Below are 20,017 nucleotides of genomic sequence, written 5' to 3' on the forward strand. Positions count from 1 at the left end.
AGGATTTTTTTACGCACCTATGATATGTAATTCTGTGAAATCTTTATATAATATTAATGTGTTGTCGCCATTTAATTTTACTGAATCCAAAGAAATTTTTTCATTATCAACTTCTACTCTCTTCACTTTGAACGGCAATGCTTTTAAATTAATCTTAAAGTTAGAGTAATTTGTTTCAAAAGTTCCTTCTTTGTGTTGCAAGATGATAAGCTCTTTTTCTTTTCCGTTTAACGAAAAGGTCCGTAATGAAAATCTTCCTTTGTTATAATCATAACCATCTTCGGCATCTTCATACACAACTGATTTTTCTTTGCCTAATTTATAATAGACATCTAAAGTAATTTCATCAAATTGCAATTCGCCAACATATTGTTGCACAGGATACTTTGGAATAATAGCACCTTCCTTAATGAAAATCGGAATTTGGTCAAAATCGGTTTTTATCCAAAGCTCTTTTTTCCCTTCTGTCAATTCATTTGTCCAGTAATTATACCAGTTACCTTTTGGTAAATACATTCTTCTGCCCAAAGCGTTTGGCTCTAATATTGGGCAAACCAAAATCTGGTTACCAAATATAAATTCATCAGTTCTGTAATGCGTATGCATATCATCTTGGTCATAATAAACCAAAGGTTTTAACATTGGAGTTCCTTCGTTTACATATTGCCAAAACATAGTGTATAAATAAGGTAACAACTGATAACGTAATTCAACAAATTTTCGAGTAATGTCAATCACTTCTTCGCCAAATGACCATGGCTCTTGTTCCCCATGATCGCCTGAAGAATGCGTTCTACAAAATGGATGAAATACACCCAATTGAATCCAACGGGCATATAATTCACCTGAAGGTTGCTCTGAAAATCCACCAATATCAGAACCCGTGAATCCCATGCCAGACATTGACATTCGCTGCATTTGGATATTGGCAATCCATAAATGTTCCCAACTTGCTACGTTATCACCTGTCCATGATGAAGTATAGCGTTGCGCTCCGGAGTAAGCCGAACGTGTAATAATAAAAGGTCTTTTTGGATAAGCGAAACGTTTCACACCTTCGTAAGTTGCTCGTGCCATTTGTGTTCCGTAAATGTTGTGTGCTTTTCGGTGACTACATGGATTTCCGTCGTAATCGTGACGGACATCATAAGGGAAAGTTTTTCCGGGAACATCCATTACTGCTGGCTCGTTCATGTCATTCCAAACACCTTTCACTCCAATTTCTGAAATCAATTCTTTGAATAATCCAGCCCACCATTCTCTAACTTCCGGATTAGTGTAATCAGGAAAATTGCATTCACCAGGCCAGACTTTCCCTTTCATAAAAGGACCATCCGCCCGTTTGCAGAAATAATCATTTTTCAATGCTTCCTGATACACCCAATAATCTTTGTCTATTTTTATTCCCGGATCAATGATAACAACAGTTTTGAAACCATCTTTGGCTAATTCGGCAACCATTCGTTTTGGTTCAGGAAAATATTCTTTGCTCCACGTAAAACAACGAAAGCCCTCCATATAATCAATATCTAAATAAATAGCATCGCAAGGAATTTTTAACTCTCTAAATTTAGCAGTAACTTCTTTTACTTTACTTTCCGGATAATAACTCCATTTACATTGGTGATAACCCAAAGTCCACATAGGAGGCAATTCTGGTTTTCCTGTCAAATGCGTGTAAGTCGTAACGACATCAGACATTTTTGGACCATACACAAAATAGTAATTCATTTCGCCACCTTCAGCCCAAAAGCTGGTGACATTTCTACGTTCCTGACAAAAATCAAAAAAAGTTCTGAATGTGTTGTCAAAGAACACACCATAAGCTTTTTGATGGTGAAGTCCTATATAAAAAGGAACCACTTTATATAGTGGCTCTTGGTCTTTGTGAAAGGCATATTGATCGGTTGCCCAATTTTCTACGCGTTTTCCTTTGAGGTTTAAATGAGTTGGCTTGTCTCCCATTCCGTAAAAACTTTCACCGTCTTTAGACATTTTACTCATTTTCACGATGTTTCCACCATGCTCATAACTTTCTTCCCAATGAAACCCAATTTCGTCTTCTAAAATCGTGAATCCATCAATATCATGAATCGATATTTTTAGGTTTTTCTTTGTGATTTTACAAAATACTTTACTGGTTTTTATAAGATAAAAAGCATTTTCTTCTATAACCTCGAGTTGATTGTAACCGTGAGATTGTGTTTTATCAATTGCATATGAAAAATCGTTACTAAAATACCCTTTGGTGGTGTATCTGAAACGAATTAAACTATCGCGAAGTATGGTTATTTTTAGAATTACATTGTTGTCAGTATTGAAATAGATGTTGTCAACATCTTGTTTAAAACTAACTATTTTTGAAGGGAATTGATCGCCTTTAAATTCAAGTTCTTGGTTGGTAATCATATTGATTTTTTAATGTATTGTGGTCAAATTTACAAAGATGAAATCTAAATCACATCAACTTATTATAGTAGTTTTTAACTACAACGTTTGCGAATAGTGATAAAAAGTTAGCCACGAATGCACGAATATGTTTTAAATAAAAAACAAAAAGTTATTCGTGTATTCGTGGCAAATCAAATATATGCTTTTACGAAATCTTATAAACCGTAACTCCCAATGGCGGCAAGACTAACTCCGCTGAATAATCTCTATAATTCCAAGGCATATTTTCAATTTTGATTGGCTTGGATGTTACGACTCCACTTCCACCATATTCTGTGCTGTCAGAGTTGAAGATTTGAGTAAGTTTTCCTTTTGTTGGTAAGCCAATTCTATATTTCTCGCGAACAACAGGCGTAAAATTACATATCACAATTAAGCTTTCTTTTTCGTTGTTTCCTTTACGGATATAACTCAAAACTGCATTTTCAGCATCGGAATAATTGATCCATTCAAAACCATCTACATGGAATTGCTTTTCATAAAAAGCCGGATTGCTTTTGTATAGCGCATTCAAATCGGTTATGCATTTTTTGATACCCGCATGGTAACCAAATTGCAATAAATGCCAATCCAAACTTCCTTCAAAATTCCATTCAGAGCTTTGTCCAAATTCTGCACCTTGAAACAATAATTTACCTCCGGGATGCGTAAACATATAACCATATAGCAAACGTAAATTAGCAAATTTCTGCCATTCGTCACCTGGCATTCTTCCTAAAATTGATTGCTTACCATAAACAACTTCATCGTGTGATAACGGCAACATAAAATTCTCGGTAAAAGCATAGGTCATTGAGAAAGTCAAATCGTTTTGATGGTATTTTCTGTAGACACTTTCTTTTTTGAAATACTGTAATGTATCGTGCATCCAACCCATCATCCATTTCATCCCGAAACCTAAACCACCAATAAATGTTGGTCTGGAAACCATTGGAAAACTCGTGCTTTCTTCAGCAATAGTTTGCGTATCAGGAAAATCGGCATATACCGCTTCGTTGAAATCTTTTAAGAAACTAATGGTGTCCAGGTTTTCTCTTCCACCGTATATATTCGGCTCCCATTCGCCATCTTCTCTAGAATAATCTAAGTATAACATTGACGCAACAGCATCAACTCGTAATCCATCAGCATGATAATTTTTCAACCAGAAAATAGCATTGCTGATCAAGAAAGAACGCACTTCATTTCTTCCATAGTTGAACACCAAACTCTTCCAATCAGGATGATAGCCTTTTCGTCTGTCCGGATGTTCGTAAAGATTTGAACCATCAAAAAATCCTAAACCATGAGCATCATCAGGGAAATGTGATGGAACCCAATCTAATATCACTCCAATTCCGGCTTGGTGTAATTTATCAACTAAAACCATAAAATCCTGTGGCTTACCGAAGCGTGAAGTTGGTGCAAAATAGCCTACCAACTGATAACCCCAAGAAGGATCATAAGGATATTCCATAATTGGCATAAACTCGACATGCGTAAAACCGGTTTCTTTAACGTAATCAACCAATTGGTCAGCCAGTTCAAGATAAGTCAAAAATTTACCTTCGCTGTTTCTGCGCCATGAACCCAAATGCACTTCATATACCGAAAAAGGGTTATCTAAACCATTTTTGTCTTTACGGATATCCATCCATTTTTTGTCTTTCCACTTATAGTCTAAATCCCATATAATAGAAGCTGTTTGTGGCGGATGTTCACAATACAACGCAAACGGATCCGCTTTTTCTGTAATAATTCCGTTGTTGTTGGACTGAATTTTATATTTATAAGTTGTGCCTTTTTCTACACCCGGAATAAAGCCTTCCCAGATTCCCGAACTATCCCAACGCACATTTAACAGATGCTCGCCTTGAATCCAATAATTGAAATCGCCAACGACAGAAACCGAACGTGCCGATGGTGCCCAAACGGCAAAATAAACGCCTTTGACACCGTTGACTTCGGTAAGATGCGCACCCATTTTTTCGTATAATCTGAAATGTTTTCCTGCTTTGAATAAATCGATATCAAAATCGGTAAAAAGGGAATGTACTTGTACTTGGTTCATTTTGTTATTGTTGTTAGTTATCAGTTGTCCGTTGTCTGCGGTTTGTCACCCTGAGCGCAGTCGAAGGGCTTTATGGTTTGTATTTATAATGTGTTGCATTTCTGCACTCTGCCAATGTTTCAATCATGTCAAAATCTCCTTTTATCAACGCTTCTTTCTTTGCTTTTGACCATCGTTTTAATTTCTTTTCAAAATAAATAGCTTGGTTTGGTTCAGTAAAATCTTGAAACCATTCCAAAAATACTAGTCTTCTTTTGAAAGTATAAGCATCGGGTAACTTTCCATCATTATGCTCGTTTACTCTTCTTTCCAAATTGTTGGTAATTCCGGTGTAAAGGGAATTATCATTACATCTTAATATATAAACGTAATAAAACTTCATTCTTATTTCTTAGTAACTATGAGCCCTTCGACTGCGCTCAGGGTGACAATCTCTATAATCGATTACAATTTTCTAATCAATTCAAATCCTAACTAGCCCCGATTGGCAGTCTCGTTTTTTGGAACGAGACAGAAAGCGGGAACATAGCCTGCTATAATGCCCGAGCCTTTCGCTCCTAATACCCCATAATACTCTGAATTCCTCTTAACGGAATCACAGCCCAACGCGGACGAGAGTTTAACTCATAACCCAATTCGTAAACTGCTTTTTCTATCAGGCAATATTTTAAAAGGAAATCAATTTCATGGTTGTACCCAATATTCAGATTTCCTGCTTGTGCTTTCTCGACATAGGTTTCCAAAAAGGTTCCTACGAAGTAATTAAACAATATTTCGGCAGCTTTAAAAAGATGCTCTTGATCAAACGGATATTTGTCTTTGTTGTTGAAAATCGTTGCATAAATGGCGTAGTGAAAAGAACGGAATAATCCAGCAACATCTTTCAATGGCGGTTGCTTAACTTTTCGATCACGAATGGTACTTTCGGGTTCACCTTCAAAATCGAGAAGATAAAAATCATCACCGTTGACTAAAATTTGTCCTAAATGATAATCGCCGTGAATTCGGATGCGCTCTGATTTCATTTTCGTCCAGTCGAAATCAACAAAATGCTTACGAACCATCTTTTTATTTTCCATAAACTGGTGTGCTAATTCAAGCGCTAAACCATCTAATTTATGCAAACTATTTTCAATAATATTCAGTCGGTTTTGAAACTGATATAACATTCTGTTTTTCAACCAAACGGTGTAATCGCCATTGTATGTTGTTGGCGTAAAAGCCGTATCGTGTATATCTCCGCCAAGTGCGATGTGCATTTCAGCCGTGCGTTTTGCCATGGTTTGAATACGAAGAAACAAACTCAATCCAACCCAATCTATAATCTCATGTGGAATATCGTTAATCTTCACGCGTTTGAACAACGGAATATCGGGCAACTTATCAATTTTGATTTTCTTAGTTTTCAGATTACTAAAAACTACATCAATTTCTTCTAACATAAACTTCCACGCATCGCCTTGATTGGGTACCAATTCCTGCATCAAACCTAATGTGATATTTCCTTCAGGCAAAGCCAAACTGATGCTTCCGACATACGCAGGCGAACTTTTAAAATTCATACGCTCCGTAAGGAAACGGCTAATCTCATAATCGGGATTGGTGCTGACATAAATTCGGCGGAAAATCTTTAAAACGAATGCATTATTGTAGATGATAGAGGTGTTACTTTGCTCGACACCCATGAATTTTGAAGACTTGTATTCTTTATCATCAAACTTGTTTCCTTTGTGAAAAACCAGTTTTAACTCGGGATTATTTTTTGATTGCGCTATATTTTCAAACAATAGTTTTCTGAAGTCTTCCTGATGTAAAGCATCTACCAAAAAACCTTTTTGACGGCCCATTTTTACTGGAGCGATTATCGTATTAGTATCTAATTCTTCTTCAGCCATAAAAGCCAAAGGCATAAAATAATGCTGATAAAACGCTTCCTTAAAATTCACTTCAAGCAAGACACCAAAATAAACATTCTTCTTAGAAGTAATTTTAAAATGGTCTACCACTTCAATATACTTCAAAGTACTTGCCTTTCCGCCATACCATCGTTTATTGATGATGTAATTTTCTAAAATATCCGATGAGAATACCTTGATAAACTCTTCATCTTCAAATGCATGTTTCCAATCAGTTTTAAAAACAAATGGGGTCGAAAAAGTATCTTGGTTATCGTTTTCCATGGTTATTTCAATATTTTAAATAAATGGAATGGCAAAGCTGGATTTAATTCTACAAAGTTCCATTCTTTATCCCAGATATAACTATTTCCGGTAATCAATTCAACAACGCGAATGGGCTGACCTGCTTGGATTCCTAATGCTTGTAAAGGTAATTGAACCCAAGTTTGTTTTGCATAATAAGGATCAATACTGCAAACCATCAAAGTTTCGTCCAATTTGTCATCATCGTATTTGTAGTACGCCAAAACTTGGTCGCTATCGGTAGCACAAAACTGTATGTTATTGGTTTGTTGCAACGATGGTTGCTCGTGTCTGATTTTATTTAATCTTGAAATTACAGTGATTAATTTGTTCTGAACTGTCCAATCCCAGTTGTAAAATTCATACTTCTCAGAGTTGTGATATTCTTCCTTTCCTGGCATTGCGTCTGAAACCATGTATTCGTAAACTGGCCCATAAATTCCAATACTAGAACTCAAAGTCGCTGCCAAAAAATATTTGTGAAGGTATACGCTTTCATGTCCGCTTTGTAAAGCATACGGTAAAATATCAGGCGTATTTGGCCAGAAGTTTGGGCGGAAGAATTCGCTTTGTTCTGTTTTGGTTAATTCTTCAACATATTCAATCAGTTCGGCTTTGGTGTTTCTCCATGTAAAATAAGTATAGGATTGGGTGAACCCTTGTTTAGCCAACTCATGCATAATCTTTGGACGCGTAAAAGCTTCCGCTAAAAACAATACATCAGGATGCTTTTTCTTGATTTCAGCAATAAGCCAACCCCAAAAATAAAAGGGTTTTGTATGTGGATTATCCACTCTGAAAACTTTAATATCACATTCTTCAACCCAAAATAAAGCAACATCTAATAACTCTTTCCACAGGTTTTTCCAATCGCCACTTTCAAAATAAATGGGTTGAATATCTTGGTATTTCTTAGGTGGATTTTCAGCATATTGTACTGTTCCGTCTGGACGCCATTTGAACCATTGTGGAAAATCTTTCACATACGGATGATCGGGTGCTGCTTGCAAAGCATAATCCATAGCAACTTCTATATTTAGTCTTTTTGCCGCTTGAACCAATGATTTAAAATCTTCAATTGTACCTAATTCGGGATGAGTTGCTTTATGCCCTCCATGTTTGGAACCAATTCCCCAAGGCGAACCTACATCACCTTTTGCTGCGTTTGTAGCGTTATTTTTTCCTTTTCTATTTACTTCTCCAATAGGATGAATTGGCGGGAAATATAAGGTATCAAAACCCATAGCGGCAACTCTGGTCAACAATTTTTCACAATCTTTAAAAGTTCCATGCTTGCCTTTTTCTTGTGATGCCGAACGTGGAAAAAATTCATACCAGGTGCTGAATAAGGCTTTTTTTCTATCTACATAAATCTTTAATTCAGAAGATATGTTGGCTAATGTTCGAGTTGGATGGTGTTTAAATATTTCATGTAATTCTGATGACAATGCAATGGCTATTGCTTTATCATATTGTTTTTCATCCTGAAATGCTTTTATGGCTGAAGTCAAATACGTTTTTTCTGCAGCAGAAACTTCTTTTAAAATTGCCTGACAATATTCGGCTCCTTCCAACAGCTCTGATTTTACCTGCTGATTATCTTCTATTTTTCGTTGTGTTCCGTGTTGCCAATTTAAGGCATAATCAACCCAACCTTCAACTAAATAGGAATAAAACCCTTGTTTATCAACTTTAAATTCAGCTCTCCATTCATCATTCCCTGTTTCGAACATTCTAACTTCTTGCCATTTTTTGTCTTTTTCGTGTTTAAACTTCACACTGCAAGCAACTACATCATGACCATCAGAAAAAACATTAGCAGTAACAACAACTTTTTGACCTACAATTCGTTTGATAAAAAAAGCTCCACCGTCAAGTTGTGGAGAAACATTTTCAATTATTATTCGGGTTTGGTTTTGCATTTTAATTGTAATTTTAGGAAGTTGTAATTTAGAAAAAAATATAATACCTTATAAATTGCAGTAAAATTTTATTGAAATGACAAAAAAAAGCGACATACCCAATCAATCATTGCAAATTCCTAAAGTAATTACACGAACAGCTAAATTATTACAAGCAATTTCGCCAAAATTAGCAACTCTTTTTGCCGCTAAACTATTTACAACACCTCTAAAACACAGCATTCCGAAGCGAGAATTACACATGGAAGAAAAAAGTATACAAACAAAGCTATTTATCCCTAAAATAAATAAAGAGATTGTAATTTACCAATATGGAGAAAGTAAACGCAAAGTATTATTAGCCCATGGTTGGTCCGGAAGAGGAACACAATTGTTTAAAATTGCTGACGAACTGCTTCAAAAAGGATTCTCAACTATCAGTTTTGATGCTCCGGCACACGGAAAGTCAGGAAGTAAAACCACTATAATGACTGAATTTATTGCTTCGATTTTAGAAATTGAAAAACAATTTGGTCCGTTTGAATTTGCTATCGGACATTCTCTTGGTGGTATGTCAATTTTGAATGCTATTAAACAAGGTTTATCAATTAAGAAAGCTGTTATTATTGGTAGTGGCGATATAATTCAAGATATTTTAGACGATTTTGTTTTAAAATTAGAGTTAAAATACGAAACAGCATATAGGATGAAAATACATTTTGAGAAAAAATTTGGAGTAGAAATGGAAAGTTATTCCGCAAGTTTTGCAGCCAAATCAGTAGAAATTCCTGTTCTGATTATTCATGATGAACACGATGATGAAATATCGGTCAAAGCAGCTTATAATATTCATCGCAATTTAAAGAAAGGTGAAATTCTTATTACAGAGAAATTGGGACACCGAAAAATTTTAGGAGATAAAAAAGTAATTGAAAGTATTCTTAACTTTATTTCAAATTAAAATACAATGGAACTATTTAACGAAACACCAAACTGGGCAGAAATCCTTAAACCATTAATCGCCAAATACAAAGGAAAAAAACATCCTTTAGACCATCAAAATACCTATCAACTTCTAGTAATGGTTGTTCTATCCGCTCAAGATTCTGATGCCAATATTAACAAAATTGCTCCTCCACTATTTGAGATATATCCAAATATGGAAAGTTTAGCGGTTTCCAATATAGAGGCATTAATACCATACATCTCAAAAGTTAGAAACTTCGGAACAAAGGCAAGTTGGCTTATCGAAATTGCGCAAACACTCAAAACTGATAAAAACATTCCAACAACAATGGATGAATTGGTAGCTCTAAAAGGTATTGGAAGAAAATCTGCCAATGTTATCCTGCGAGAAACAAATTCTCCCGCCGAGGGAATTATTGCTGATTTACATGTTATTCGAGTGGCTCCACGAACCAGAATCATACCAGAAGCAAACGACGGAAACAAAGTAGAAAAGCTATTAATGCAAACTTTACCTAAAGAAATTTGGGGTGAAATAGGAATGGCTATTTCTTTTCTAGGAAGAGAAACCTGCAGACCAACCAATCCAAAGTGCTCAGAATGTCCTATTCAAAATGTTTGCCAATATCCTTTAAAAACGATTTAAAGATTATGGCGACAAATTCGGAATTAAAAAAGAAAGTAATACTAAGGCTTCAACATTTATTCGAGGCTGCCTGAAAAATTTGTTGACGCAGCCTCAAGTTTTTATTTATAAGGCTTCAACATTTTGTCGACGCAGCTTGAACATTTTATCGAAGCGGCTTGGACATTTTGTCGACGCGGCTACAATATTTTGTTTTCCAATGCGTCGACATTTTGTCCACCGTATTGAAAACAAAAAATCTTTGATATTAAGAGGAGGAAGTCCAGTGGGCTTCAGGTAGTTTTGATTTATCAAAACCTTATAAAACAAAAAACCCTATCCAAATAAATGAATAGTGTTTTCTAAAAAAAGCCTTTCTGCCGGCAGGTAGGTACGCGAACTTTAGTTCGCCAATCCCGTAGGGATGTTATATAGGTAACAAAAAAGCCCTTCACTTTCGTGAAGGGCTTTCTAAAAAAAGGCAGCGACATACTCTCCCACATAACTGCAGTACCATCTGCGCAGTCGGGCTTAACTTCTCTGTTCGGAATGGGAAGAGGTGAGCCCCGACGCAATAACCACCTTAAAAGGTTATAATTGCTTGAGCAACTATTTCCAACGTTAATTATCAATTATTAATTGTTAATTATCAATTGGACAATATCTTAACATACTGAGATAAAAATTGTTTAAAAAGAAAGAAAGTTTGCTGCGCCCCCGAAGGGGCGCAAGCGGTGTACATAAGCTTACGGGTTATTAGTACTACTCGACTATGACATTACTGCCTTTACATCTATAGCCTATCAACGTAGTCATCTCCTACGACCCTTAAAAGAAATCTCATCTTGTGGTGGGTTTCGCGCTTATATGCTTTCAGCGCTTATCCCTTCCAAACGTAGCTACTCTGCGGTGCTCCTGGCGGAACAACAGATACACCAGAGGTTTGTCCAATTCGGTCCTCTCGTACTAGAATCAGATCCACTCAAATTTCTTGCGCCCACAATAGATAGAGACCGAACTGTCTCACGACGTTCTGAACCCAGCTCGCGTGCCACTTTAATGGGCGAACAGCCCAACCCTTGGGACCTTCTCCAGCCCCAGGATGTGACGAGCCGACATCGAGGTGCCAAACCCCCCCGTCGATATGAGCTCTTGGGGGAGATCAGCCTGTTATCCCCGGCGTACCTTTTATCCTTTGAGCGATGGCCCTTCCATGCGGAACCACCGGATCACTATGCTCTACTTTCGTACCTGATCGACCTGTATGTCTCTCAGTCAAGCTCCCTTATGCCATTGCACTCTACGCACGGTTACCAAGCGTGCTGAGGGAACCTTTAGAAGCCTCCGTTACTCTTTTGGAGGCGACCACCCCAGTCAAACTACCCACCAAGCAATGTCCCCCGAATTACGGGGTTAGACCTCAGATAAGCAAAGGGTGGTATTTCAACAATGACTCCACAACGCCTGGCGACGCCACTTCATAGTCTCCCACCTATCCTACACATCACTTATCCAAGACCAATACTAAGCTATAGTAAAGGTGCACAGGGTCTTTTCGTCCCATTGCGGGTAAGCGGCATCTTCACCGCTACTACAATTTCACCGAGCTCATGGCTGAGACAGTGTCCAGATCGTTACACCATTCGTGCAGGTCGGAACTTACCCGACAAGGAATTTCGCTACCTTAGGACCGTTATAGTTACGGCCGCCGTTTACTGGGGCTTCAATTCAATGCTTCTTCTTGCGAATAACATCTCCTCTTAACCTTCCAGCACCGGGCAGGTGTCAGGCCCTATACTTCATCTTACGATTTTGCAGAGCCCTGTGTTTTTGATAAACAGTCGCCTGGACCTCTTCACTGCGGCCCTCATTACTGAGGGCGACCTTTCTCCCGAAGTTACAGGTCTATTTTGCCTAATTCCTTAGCCATGAATCTCTCGAGCACCTTAGGATTCTCTCCTCGACTACCTGTGTCGGTTTACGGTACGGGTACTGTTAATCTAAGTTTAGAAGGTTTTCTTGGAAGCCCTTAGGCGCACTATCACTTTGTCCGAAGACTCCGTGTACTATCGCATTTCCCCAAATCCTGCGCATTTAACTACAAGACTTATAGGTAGGTGCTTTAACGAACTATTCCGTCAGTTCGCGGCGCTTTCATCACTCCGTCACTCCATCACAATTAACAGTAGTACGGGAATATTAACCCGTTAGCCATCGACTGTCCCTTTCGGGTTCGCCTTAGGACCCGACTAACCCTCAGCTGATTAGCATAGCTGAGGAAACCTTAGTCTTTCGGTGTGCGGGTTTCTCGCCCGCATTATCGTTACTTATGCCTACATTTTCTTTTCTAACCAGTCCAGCATGCCTTACGACACACCTTCAACCCTGTTAGAATGCTCCCCTACCACTTGTATTTACATACAAATCCATAGCTTCGGTACTATACTTATGCCCGATTATTATCCATGCTCGTCCGCTCGACTAGTGAGCTGTTACGCACTCTTTAAATGAATGGCTGCTTCCAAGCCAACATCCTAGCTGTCTGGGCAGACAAACCTCGTTATTTCAACTTAGTATAGATTTTGGGACCTTAGCTGATGGTCTGGGTTCTTTCCCTCTCGGACTTGGACCTTAGCACCCAAGCCCTCACTGTTGGTGAACATTATATAGCATTCGGAGTTTGTCAGGAATTGGTAGGCGGTGAAGCCCCCGCATCCAATCAGTAGCTCTACCTCTATATAACTTTATAACCAACGCTGCACCTAAATGCATTTCGGGGAGTACGAGCTATTTCCGAGTTTGATTGGCCTTTCACCCCTACCCACAGGTCATCCGAAGACTTTTCAACGTCAACCGGTTCGGACCTCCACTATGTGTTACCACAGCTTCATCCTGCCCATGGGTAGATCACACGGTTTCGCGTCTAACACTACTGACTAAAGCGCCCTATTCAGACTCGCTTTCGCTACGGATCCGTGACTTAATCACTTAACCTTGCCAGCAACGTTAACTCGTAGGCTCATTATGCAAAAGGCACGCCGTCACCCCACGAAAGGGCTCCGACCGCTTGTAAGCGTATGGTTTCAGGATCTATTTCACTCCGTTATTCACGGTTCTTTTCACCTTTCCCTCACGGTACTGGTTCACTATCGGTCTCTCAGGAGTATTTAGCCTTAGCGGATGGTCCCGCCAAATTCAGACAGGGTTTCACGTGCCCCGCCCTACTCAGGATACCACTATCCTTATCTTCTCTTACTTATACGGGACTATCACCCTCTGTGGTTAACCTTTCCAGGTTATTCTAATTCAATCCGCAAGAAATGTCGTGGTCCTACAACCCCAGAATTGCCGTAACAACACTGGTTTGGGCTAATCCGCGTTCGCTCGCCACTACTTACGGAATCACTTTTGTTTTCTTCTCCTCCGCCTACTTAGATGTTTCAGTTCAGCGGGTTTGCTCTCCTATCGGAGTGACATGTCTTCAACATGCCGGGTTGCCCCATTCAGGTATCTACGGATCAATTCGTGTGTGCCAATCCCCGTAGCTTTTCGCAGCTTATCACGCCTTTCATCGCCTCTGAGAGCCTAGGCATCCCCCATACGCCCTTATTTTGCTTATTGTACCCAACACATAATTAAATGTGCCGTTGTTTTTTGTTTACCACTATTACTAGTAGCAAACGCTTTCTACTTTTTAAATATTTTCTTATCTCAATATGTCAATGAACTTTATTAATTTGAAAATTTGATGATTTGAGAATTTGAAAATGAATCTTCAAATCTTCAAATTGATTAATCTTCAAATCAATTTGTGGAGAATATCGGAGTCGAACCGATGACCTCCTGCGTGCAAGGCAGGCGCTCTAGCCAGCTGAGCTAATCCCCCAATCTAATGGATAATTGTCAATTGATAATTGATAATTATTTTTTCAATTGAGTTTTTAACCAATTCTAGAATTTCCTTTTTAAGCTTTTACAGTTTACTTTAATTATCAATTGTTAATTATCACCCGAGCGTAAGCGAACTGGCGAAGCAATTGTTAATTAAAAAGTAGTCCCGCCCAGACTCGAACTGGGGACCCCTACATTATCAGTGTAGTACTCTAACCAGCTGAGCTACGAGACTCTGTTTTTTTGCTTATTATAATATTTGAACTAACAGCGAGAGTAATGGAATTGTAATCTTTGAAGGCCTAGTCCTTCTTATCGTCTCTAGAAAGGAGGTGTTCCAGCCGCACCTTCCGGTACGGCTACCTTGTTACGACTTAGCCCTAGTTACCAGTTTTACCCTAGGCAGCTCCTTACGGTCACCGACTTCAGGTACCCCCAGCTTCCATGGCTTGACGGGCGGTGTGTACAAGGCCCGGGAACGTATTCACCGGATCATGGCTGATATCCGATTACTAGCGATTCCAGCTTCACGGAGTCGAGTTGCAGACTCCGATCCGAACTGAGAACGGTTTTATAGATTCGCTCCTACTCACGTAGTGGCTGCTCTCTGTACCGTCCATTGTAGCACGTGTGTAGCCCAAGGCGTAAGGGCCGTGATGATTTGACGTCATCCCCACCTTCCTCACAGTTTACACTGGCAGTCTTGTTAGAGTTCCCGACTTGACTCGCTGGCAACTAACAACAGGGGTTGCGCTCGTTATAGGACTTAACCTGACACCTCACGGCACGAGCTGACGACAACCATGCAGCACCTTGTAAATTGTCTTGCGAAAAGTCTGTTTCCAAACCGGTCAATCTACATTTAAGCCTTGGTAAGGTTCCTCGCGTATCATCGAATTAAACCACATGCTCCACCGCTTGTGCGGGCCCCCGTCAATTCCTTTGAGTTTCATTCTTGCGAACGTACTCCCCAGGTGGGATACTTATCACTTTCGCTTAGCCACTGAGCTTGCGCCCAACAGCTAGTATCCATCGTTTACGGCGTGGACTACCAGGGTATCTAATCCTGTTCGCTCCCCACGCTTTCGTCCATCAGCGTCAATCCACTAGTAGTAACCTGCCTTCGCAATTGGTATTCCATGTAATATCTAAGCATTTCACCGCTACACTACATATTCTAGTTACTTCCTAGTAATTCAAGTCTGGCAGTATCAATGGCCGTTCCATCGTTAAGCGATGGGCTTTCACCACTGACTTACCAAACCGCCTACGGACCCTTTAAACCCAATGATTCCGGATAACGCTTGGATCCTCCGTATTACCGCGGCTGCTGGCACGGAGTTAGCCGATCCTTATTCTTACGGTACCGTCAAGCTCCTACACGTAGGAGTGTTTCTTCCCGTACAAAAGCAGTTTACACACCATAGATGCGTCTTCCTGCACGCGGCATGGCTGGATCAGGCTTGCGCCCATTGTCCAATATTCCTCACTGCTGCCTCCCGTAGGAGTCTGGTCCGTGTCTCAGTACCAGTGTGGGGGATCTCCCTCTCAGGACCCCTACCTATCGTAGCCATGGTAAGCCGTTACCTTACCATCTAGCTAATAGGACGCATGCTCATCTTTTACCGTTGGAACTTTAATAGTGACTTCATGCGAAGTTGCTATGCTATGAGGTATTAATCCAAATTTCTCTGGGCTATCCCTCTGTAAAAGGTAGATTGCATACGCGTTACGCACCCGTGCGCCGGTCTCAGATATTGCTACCTTACCCCTCGACTTGCATGTGTTAAGCCTGCCGCTAGCGTTCATCCTGAGCCAGGATCAAACTCTTCATCGTATATTGTTATGCTGATATCGCTATCTGCATCGTAATTTAGACAAAGGCTAGTCTTTTATTCAAATCTTTTCGATTCTCTTACTCTCTTTTGTTGTTTTAACATCTCTGTTAAAACGGCTGTCAATTCAATATGTCTATGAACGTTTATTCTAATTTTAATCCGCCTTCATTCTCAAAGCGGGTGCAAAAGTAACTATTCTTTTCTAACTAACAAGGCTTTTTAAAATTATTTTTGAATTATTTTAATTCCTCGTTTTTTCAGTATTATTATGAACTTTTAATCTCTTGCGGGGTGCAAATATAAAAACTAATTCAACCTCAATCCAAATGTTTTTTGAGGTTTTTTTGCCTTTTTTTTAAGATGTTGATAACTTGTAGTTTACAATAGCTTTACATCGTGGATTTATAAAAAGCTACATTGAAAAACCTGTTTTACATAATCCACAACGCTTAAATACGCTCTATGTACGCTTTATCTATGGAGTATCTATGCTTGGCCATACTTTAAGCGTATGATATTTTACCACCCCGGCCTGCGGCCACCCCTCAAGAGGGGAATGCTTATGTCATGGATATAGCTTAACGTGTCTTTAGCCCCGATAGCAGCAGCTACCTCGTAGCGCGGATAGCGGGACTGAACTTCCTGAGAACAGGAATAGGTGTGCTCCTAAAATACTTTAATATATTACGCTCTATATATTGTATGTGTTTTGTTAATCTTATATATTTGCAGTCCATAAAATTTTAGGAATGATAAAGATTACGCTACCTGACGGTTCGGTTAAGGAGTTTGCGAAAGGCACAACTCCGATGGATGTTGCAAAAAGCATCAGTGAAGGATTAGCTCGAAATGTGATTTCGGCTGCTTTTAATGGTACAACAGTTGAAACGGAAACGGAATTAACCACCGACGGTTCTCTTATATTATATACGTGGAATGACAAGGAAGGCAAAAAAGCTTTTTGGCATTCGACTTCGCATGTAATGGCGCAGGTTTTGGAAGAGCAATTTCCAGGAATTAAATTAACGCTTGGACCGGCTATTGACAATGGCTTTTATTATGATGTGGATTTTGGTGACCAAAAAATTACGGATGCCGATTTTAAAAAAATAGAGGACCGCGTTTTAGAAGTTTCGAGAGAGAAGCATGAATTTAAAATGCGTCCGGTTTCTAAAGCAGAAGCTTTGGAAGTTTATAAAAATAATGAGTACAAAACCGAACTGATTTCGAATTTAGAAGACGGAACCATTACGTTTTGTGACCATGCTAACTTCTTCGATTTGTGTCGTGGTGGTCATATTCCGAATACTGGAATCATCAAGGCTATGAAAATCATGAGCGTTGCCGGTGCTTATTGGCGTGGTGATGAAAAGAACAAGCAGTTGACAAGAGTTTATGGAGTTTCTTTTCCGAAGCAGAAAGACTTGACTGAATACTTAGAATTACTTGAAGAAGCGAAACGTCGTGATCATAGAAAATTAGGAAAAGAATTAGAATTGTTTGCCTTTTCACAAAAAGTTGGTCAAGGTTTGCCATTATGGTTACCAAGAGGAGCAGCTTTGAGAGACAGATTAGAGCAGTTTTTGAAAAAAGCGCAGAAAAAAGCGGGTTACGAGCAAGTAGTTACGCCACATATTGGGCAAAAAGAATTATATGTAACTTCTGGACACTATGCGAAATATGGTGCTGATAGTTTTCAGCCTATTCATACTCCCGCTGAAGGCGAAGAGTTTTTATTAAAACCTATGAACTGTCCGCATCACTGCGAGATTTACAACAATAAACCTTGGTCCTATAAGGATTTGCCAAAACGTTATGCTGAATTCGGAACCGTTTACCGTTACGAACAATCAGGAGAACTTCATGGTTTAACTCGTGTTCGTGGCTTTACACAGGATGATGCGCATATTTTCTGTACGCCAGACCAATTGGATTCTGAGTTCAAAAAAGTTATCGATTTAGTGCTATATGTATTCGGTTCATTAGGATTTGAAAACTTTACCGCTCAGGTTTCTTTAAGAGATCAGGAAAATAGAGATAAATATATTGGAAGTGATGAAAACTGGGAAAAAGCCGAAAGTGCTATCATTAGTGCAGCAAGCGACAAAGGTTTGAATTATGTTATTGAATATGGCGAAGCAGCATTCTATGGTCCGAAACTGGATTTCATGGTAAAAGATGCTTTAGGAAGACAATGGCAATTGGGCACAATTCAGGTTGATTACAACTTGCCTGAACGTTTTGAATTGACTTACAAAGGTTCTGACAATGAATTACATAGACCTGTAATGATTCACAGAGCACCTTTTGGTTCTATGGAACGATTTATTGCAATTTTACTCGAACATACGGCAGGAAATTTCCCGCTTTGGCTGATGCCGGAACAGGCTATTATATTGTCTTTAAGTGAGAAATATGAAAATTATGCGAAAAAAGTTTTAGAATTGCTAGAAAATCACGAAATTCGCGCCCTAATTGACAACCGCAACGAGACGATTGGGAAGAAAATTAGAGAGGCCGAAGTGCAGAAAATGCCGTTTATGCTGATAGTTGGTGAGGAAGAAGAGAAAAACGGAACAATCTCTGTTCGCCGTCATGGACAAGAAGGAAAAGGAAATATTTCGGTTACTATTGAAGAATTTGCAACAATTGTGAATGAAGAAATAGGAAAAACACTAAAAACATTTGAAGTTTAATTAAAAAAATAAAGCCATAGCAATTAGAAACAACAGAGGATATAGTCCTCGAGTAGAAAAAACAGCAGCCCACCGAATTAATGAATTAATTCGCGGCGTTTCAGAAGTTCGTCTAGTAGGAGAAAACATTGAGCCAGGTGTATTTAAATTCACTGAAGCTTTACGTTTAGCTGAAGAGCAAGAAGTAGATTTGGTAGAAATTTCTCCGAATGCAGTTCCTCCTGTTTGTAAATTAATGGATTATGGAAAATTCATATACGAACAAAAGAAAAGAGATAAGCAGCTCAAAGCTAAATCTACGCAAATTGTTGTAAAAGAAATTCGTTTTGGTCCACAAACTGATGAGCACGATTACGAATTTAAGAGAAAAAATGCTGAGAAGTTTTTAAAAGAAGGTTCCAAATTGAAAGCATTCGTTTTCTTCAAAGGACGTTCGATTATATATAAAGAGCAAGGTCAAATCTTATTGCTACGATTGGCACAAGATTTAGAAGAATATGGAAAAGTAGAAGCAATGCCGGTTCTGGAAGGAAAGAGAATGATTATGTTCATTGCTCCAAAAAAGAAAAGTAAGTAAGTTAAATTAAATAAACTAGGAAAAAATGCCTAAAATGAAAACAAAATCCAGTGCTAAGAAGCGATTCAAAGTAACTGGCTCTGGAAAAATCAAGAGAAAACACGCTTTTAAAAGTCACATCCTGACTAAAAAATCTAAAAAGCGTAAATTAGCTTTAACGCACTCTGCTTTGGTTCACAAAACAGATGAGAAAAGCATCAAACAACAATTAAGAATTATCTAATAATTGACAATGTACAATTGACAATGGATAATTAATTATTAATTGTCAACTATCAATTATCAATTACAAAAATTCTTTAGGTTACAAATTATTTAAATAACCTTGGAGTATGGCCACAAAGTTACCTTGATTAAATTCGGTACGCCTGCTACAAAAAAACAGAAAAATTATGCCAAGATCAGTAAATTCAGTTGCTAAAAGAGCAAGAAGAAAAAAGATAATGAAGCAAGCCAAAGGTTTCTTTGGTCGTCGTAAAAACGTTTGGACGGTTGCTAAAAATGCGGTTGAGAAAGCAATGTGCTACGCTTACCGTGACAGAAAAGTGAACAAAAGAAATTTTCGTGCTTTATGGATTCAACGTATTAACGCTGGAGCTCGTTTAGAAGGAATGTCTTATTCACAGTTTATGGGGAAAGTAAAAGCTAACGGAATCGAATTGAACCGTAAAGTTCTTGCCGATTTAGCAATGAATCACCCAGAAGCATTCAAAGCAGTACTTAAAAAAGTAAAATAAACGTTTGTACAATCTTATTTAACTTACTTACAATAAAAAAATCCGGTCTTTCGACTGGATTTTTTTTGTTTACAAAACTAATTT

At 38.7% G+C, this 20,017-nt stretch carries 11 protein-coding genes, 2 tRNA genes and 3 rRNA genes; 6 read left to right on the forward strand and 10 right to left on the reverse strand.

The window, feature by feature from the left end:
* Positions 1-9: 9 nt before the first annotated feature.
* From QWY90_RS09180 to QWY90_RS09200, 5 genes are all read right to left on the reverse strand, one after another.
* On the reverse strand, positions 10-2,409 hold the full coding sequence (locus tag QWY90_RS09180; RefSeq protein ID WP_290285590.1) for a glycoside hydrolase family 31 protein: 2,400 nt from the start codon (positions 2,407-2,409) through the stop codon (positions 10-12).
* A 187-nt stretch (positions 2,410-2,596) separates the two neighbouring features.
* Entirely contained in the window at positions 2,597-4,501 is a 1,905-nt protein-coding gene (gene glgB / locus QWY90_RS09185; protein WP_290285591.1) for a 1,4-alpha-glucan branching protein GlgB, read from the reverse strand.
* Between the two features lie 70 nt (positions 4,502-4,571).
* Positions 4,572-4,883 carry a GIY-YIG nuclease family protein gene (locus QWY90_RS09190; protein ID WP_290285592.1) on the reverse strand — a complete coding sequence of 104 codons (312 nt, stop codon included), beginning with the start codon at positions 4,881-4,883 and terminating at the stop codon, positions 4,572-4,574.
* A gap of 175 nt (positions 4,884-5,058) precedes the next feature.
* Entirely contained in the window at positions 5,059-6,681 is a 1,623-nt protein-coding gene (locus QWY90_RS09195; protein WP_290285593.1) for a maltokinase N-terminal cap-like domain-containing protein, read from the reverse strand.
* 2 nt (positions 6,682-6,683) lie between these two features.
* Positions 6,684-8,624, reverse strand: coding sequence for an alpha-1,4-glucan--maltose-1-phosphate maltosyltransferase (locus QWY90_RS09200; RefSeq protein ID WP_290285594.1), 1,941 nt, complete (start codon positions 8,622-8,624; stop codon positions 6,684-6,686).
* A 76-nt stretch (positions 8,625-8,700) separates the two neighbouring features.
* On the opposite strand from QWY90_RS09200, the gene QWY90_RS09205 reads away from it, so the two are divergent.
* A complete protein-coding gene (locus tag QWY90_RS09205; RefSeq protein WP_290285595.1) occupies positions 8,701-9,564 on the forward strand; it encodes an alpha/beta hydrolase in 864 nt (287 codons plus the stop codon).
* A gap of 6 nt (positions 9,565-9,570) precedes the next feature.
* Positions 9,571-10,215: an endonuclease III domain-containing protein gene (locus QWY90_RS09210; protein WP_290285596.1), complete on the forward strand. Its 645-nt coding sequence runs from the start codon at positions 9,571-9,573 to the stop codon at positions 10,213-10,215.
* A 455-nt stretch (positions 10,216-10,670) separates the two neighbouring features.
* Here QWY90_RS09210 and rrf read toward each other — a convergent pair.
* From rrf to QWY90_RS09235, 5 genes are all read right to left on the reverse strand, one after another.
* A 5S ribosomal RNA gene (gene rrf, locus QWY90_RS09215) occupies positions 10,671-10,780 on the reverse strand.
* A gap of 150 nt (positions 10,781-10,930) precedes the next feature.
* Positions 10,931-13,815, reverse strand: a 23S ribosomal RNA gene (locus QWY90_RS09220).
* Between the two features lie 191 nt (positions 13,816-14,006).
* Positions 14,007-14,080 (reverse strand) — tRNA-Ala (locus QWY90_RS09225).
* A 166-nt stretch (positions 14,081-14,246) separates the two neighbouring features.
* Positions 14,247-14,320, reverse strand: a tRNA-Ile gene (locus QWY90_RS09230).
* A 90-nt stretch (positions 14,321-14,410) separates the two neighbouring features.
* Positions 14,411-15,922: ribosomal RNA gene (locus QWY90_RS09235) — 16S ribosomal RNA — on the reverse strand.
* Together the 16S, 23S and 5S rRNA genes with 2 tRNA genes alongside form the textbook arrangement of a ribosomal RNA operon.
* Before the next feature lie 750 nt (positions 15,923-16,672).
* On the opposite strand from QWY90_RS09235, the gene thrS reads away from it, so the two are divergent.
* The 4 genes from thrS (at position 16,673) to rplT (ending at position 19,933) form a co-directional block, all read left to right on the forward strand.
* Positions 16,673-18,619: a threonine--tRNA ligase gene (thrS, locus tag QWY90_RS09240; protein WP_290285597.1), complete on the forward strand. Its 1,947-nt coding sequence runs from the start codon at positions 16,673-16,675 to the stop codon at positions 18,617-18,619.
* A 76-nt stretch (positions 18,620-18,695) separates the two neighbouring features.
* Positions 18,696-19,196: a translation initiation factor IF-3 gene (gene infC, locus QWY90_RS09245; protein ID WP_290283953.1), complete on the forward strand. Its 501-nt coding sequence runs from the start codon at positions 18,696-18,698 to the stop codon at positions 19,194-19,196.
* A gap of 25 nt (positions 19,197-19,221) precedes the next feature.
* A complete protein-coding gene (gene rpmI / locus QWY90_RS09250) occupies positions 19,222-19,419 on the forward strand; it encodes a 50S ribosomal protein L35 (protein ID WP_011921545.1) in 198 nt (65 codons plus the stop codon).
* A 169-nt stretch (positions 19,420-19,588) separates the two neighbouring features.
* The gene (gene rplT, locus QWY90_RS09255; protein WP_126745177.1) at positions 19,589-19,933 is read left to right on the forward strand and encodes a 50S ribosomal protein L20; all 345 of its coding nucleotides are present in this window, start codon (positions 19,589-19,591) and stop codon (positions 19,931-19,933) included.
* Positions 19,934-20,017: the final 84 nt, after the last annotated feature.

This window comes from Flavobacterium paronense (genome assembly GCF_030409795.1).
GTDB classification, from domain to species: Bacteria; Bacteroidota; Bacteroidia; order Flavobacteriales; family Flavobacteriaceae; genus Flavobacterium; species Flavobacterium paronense.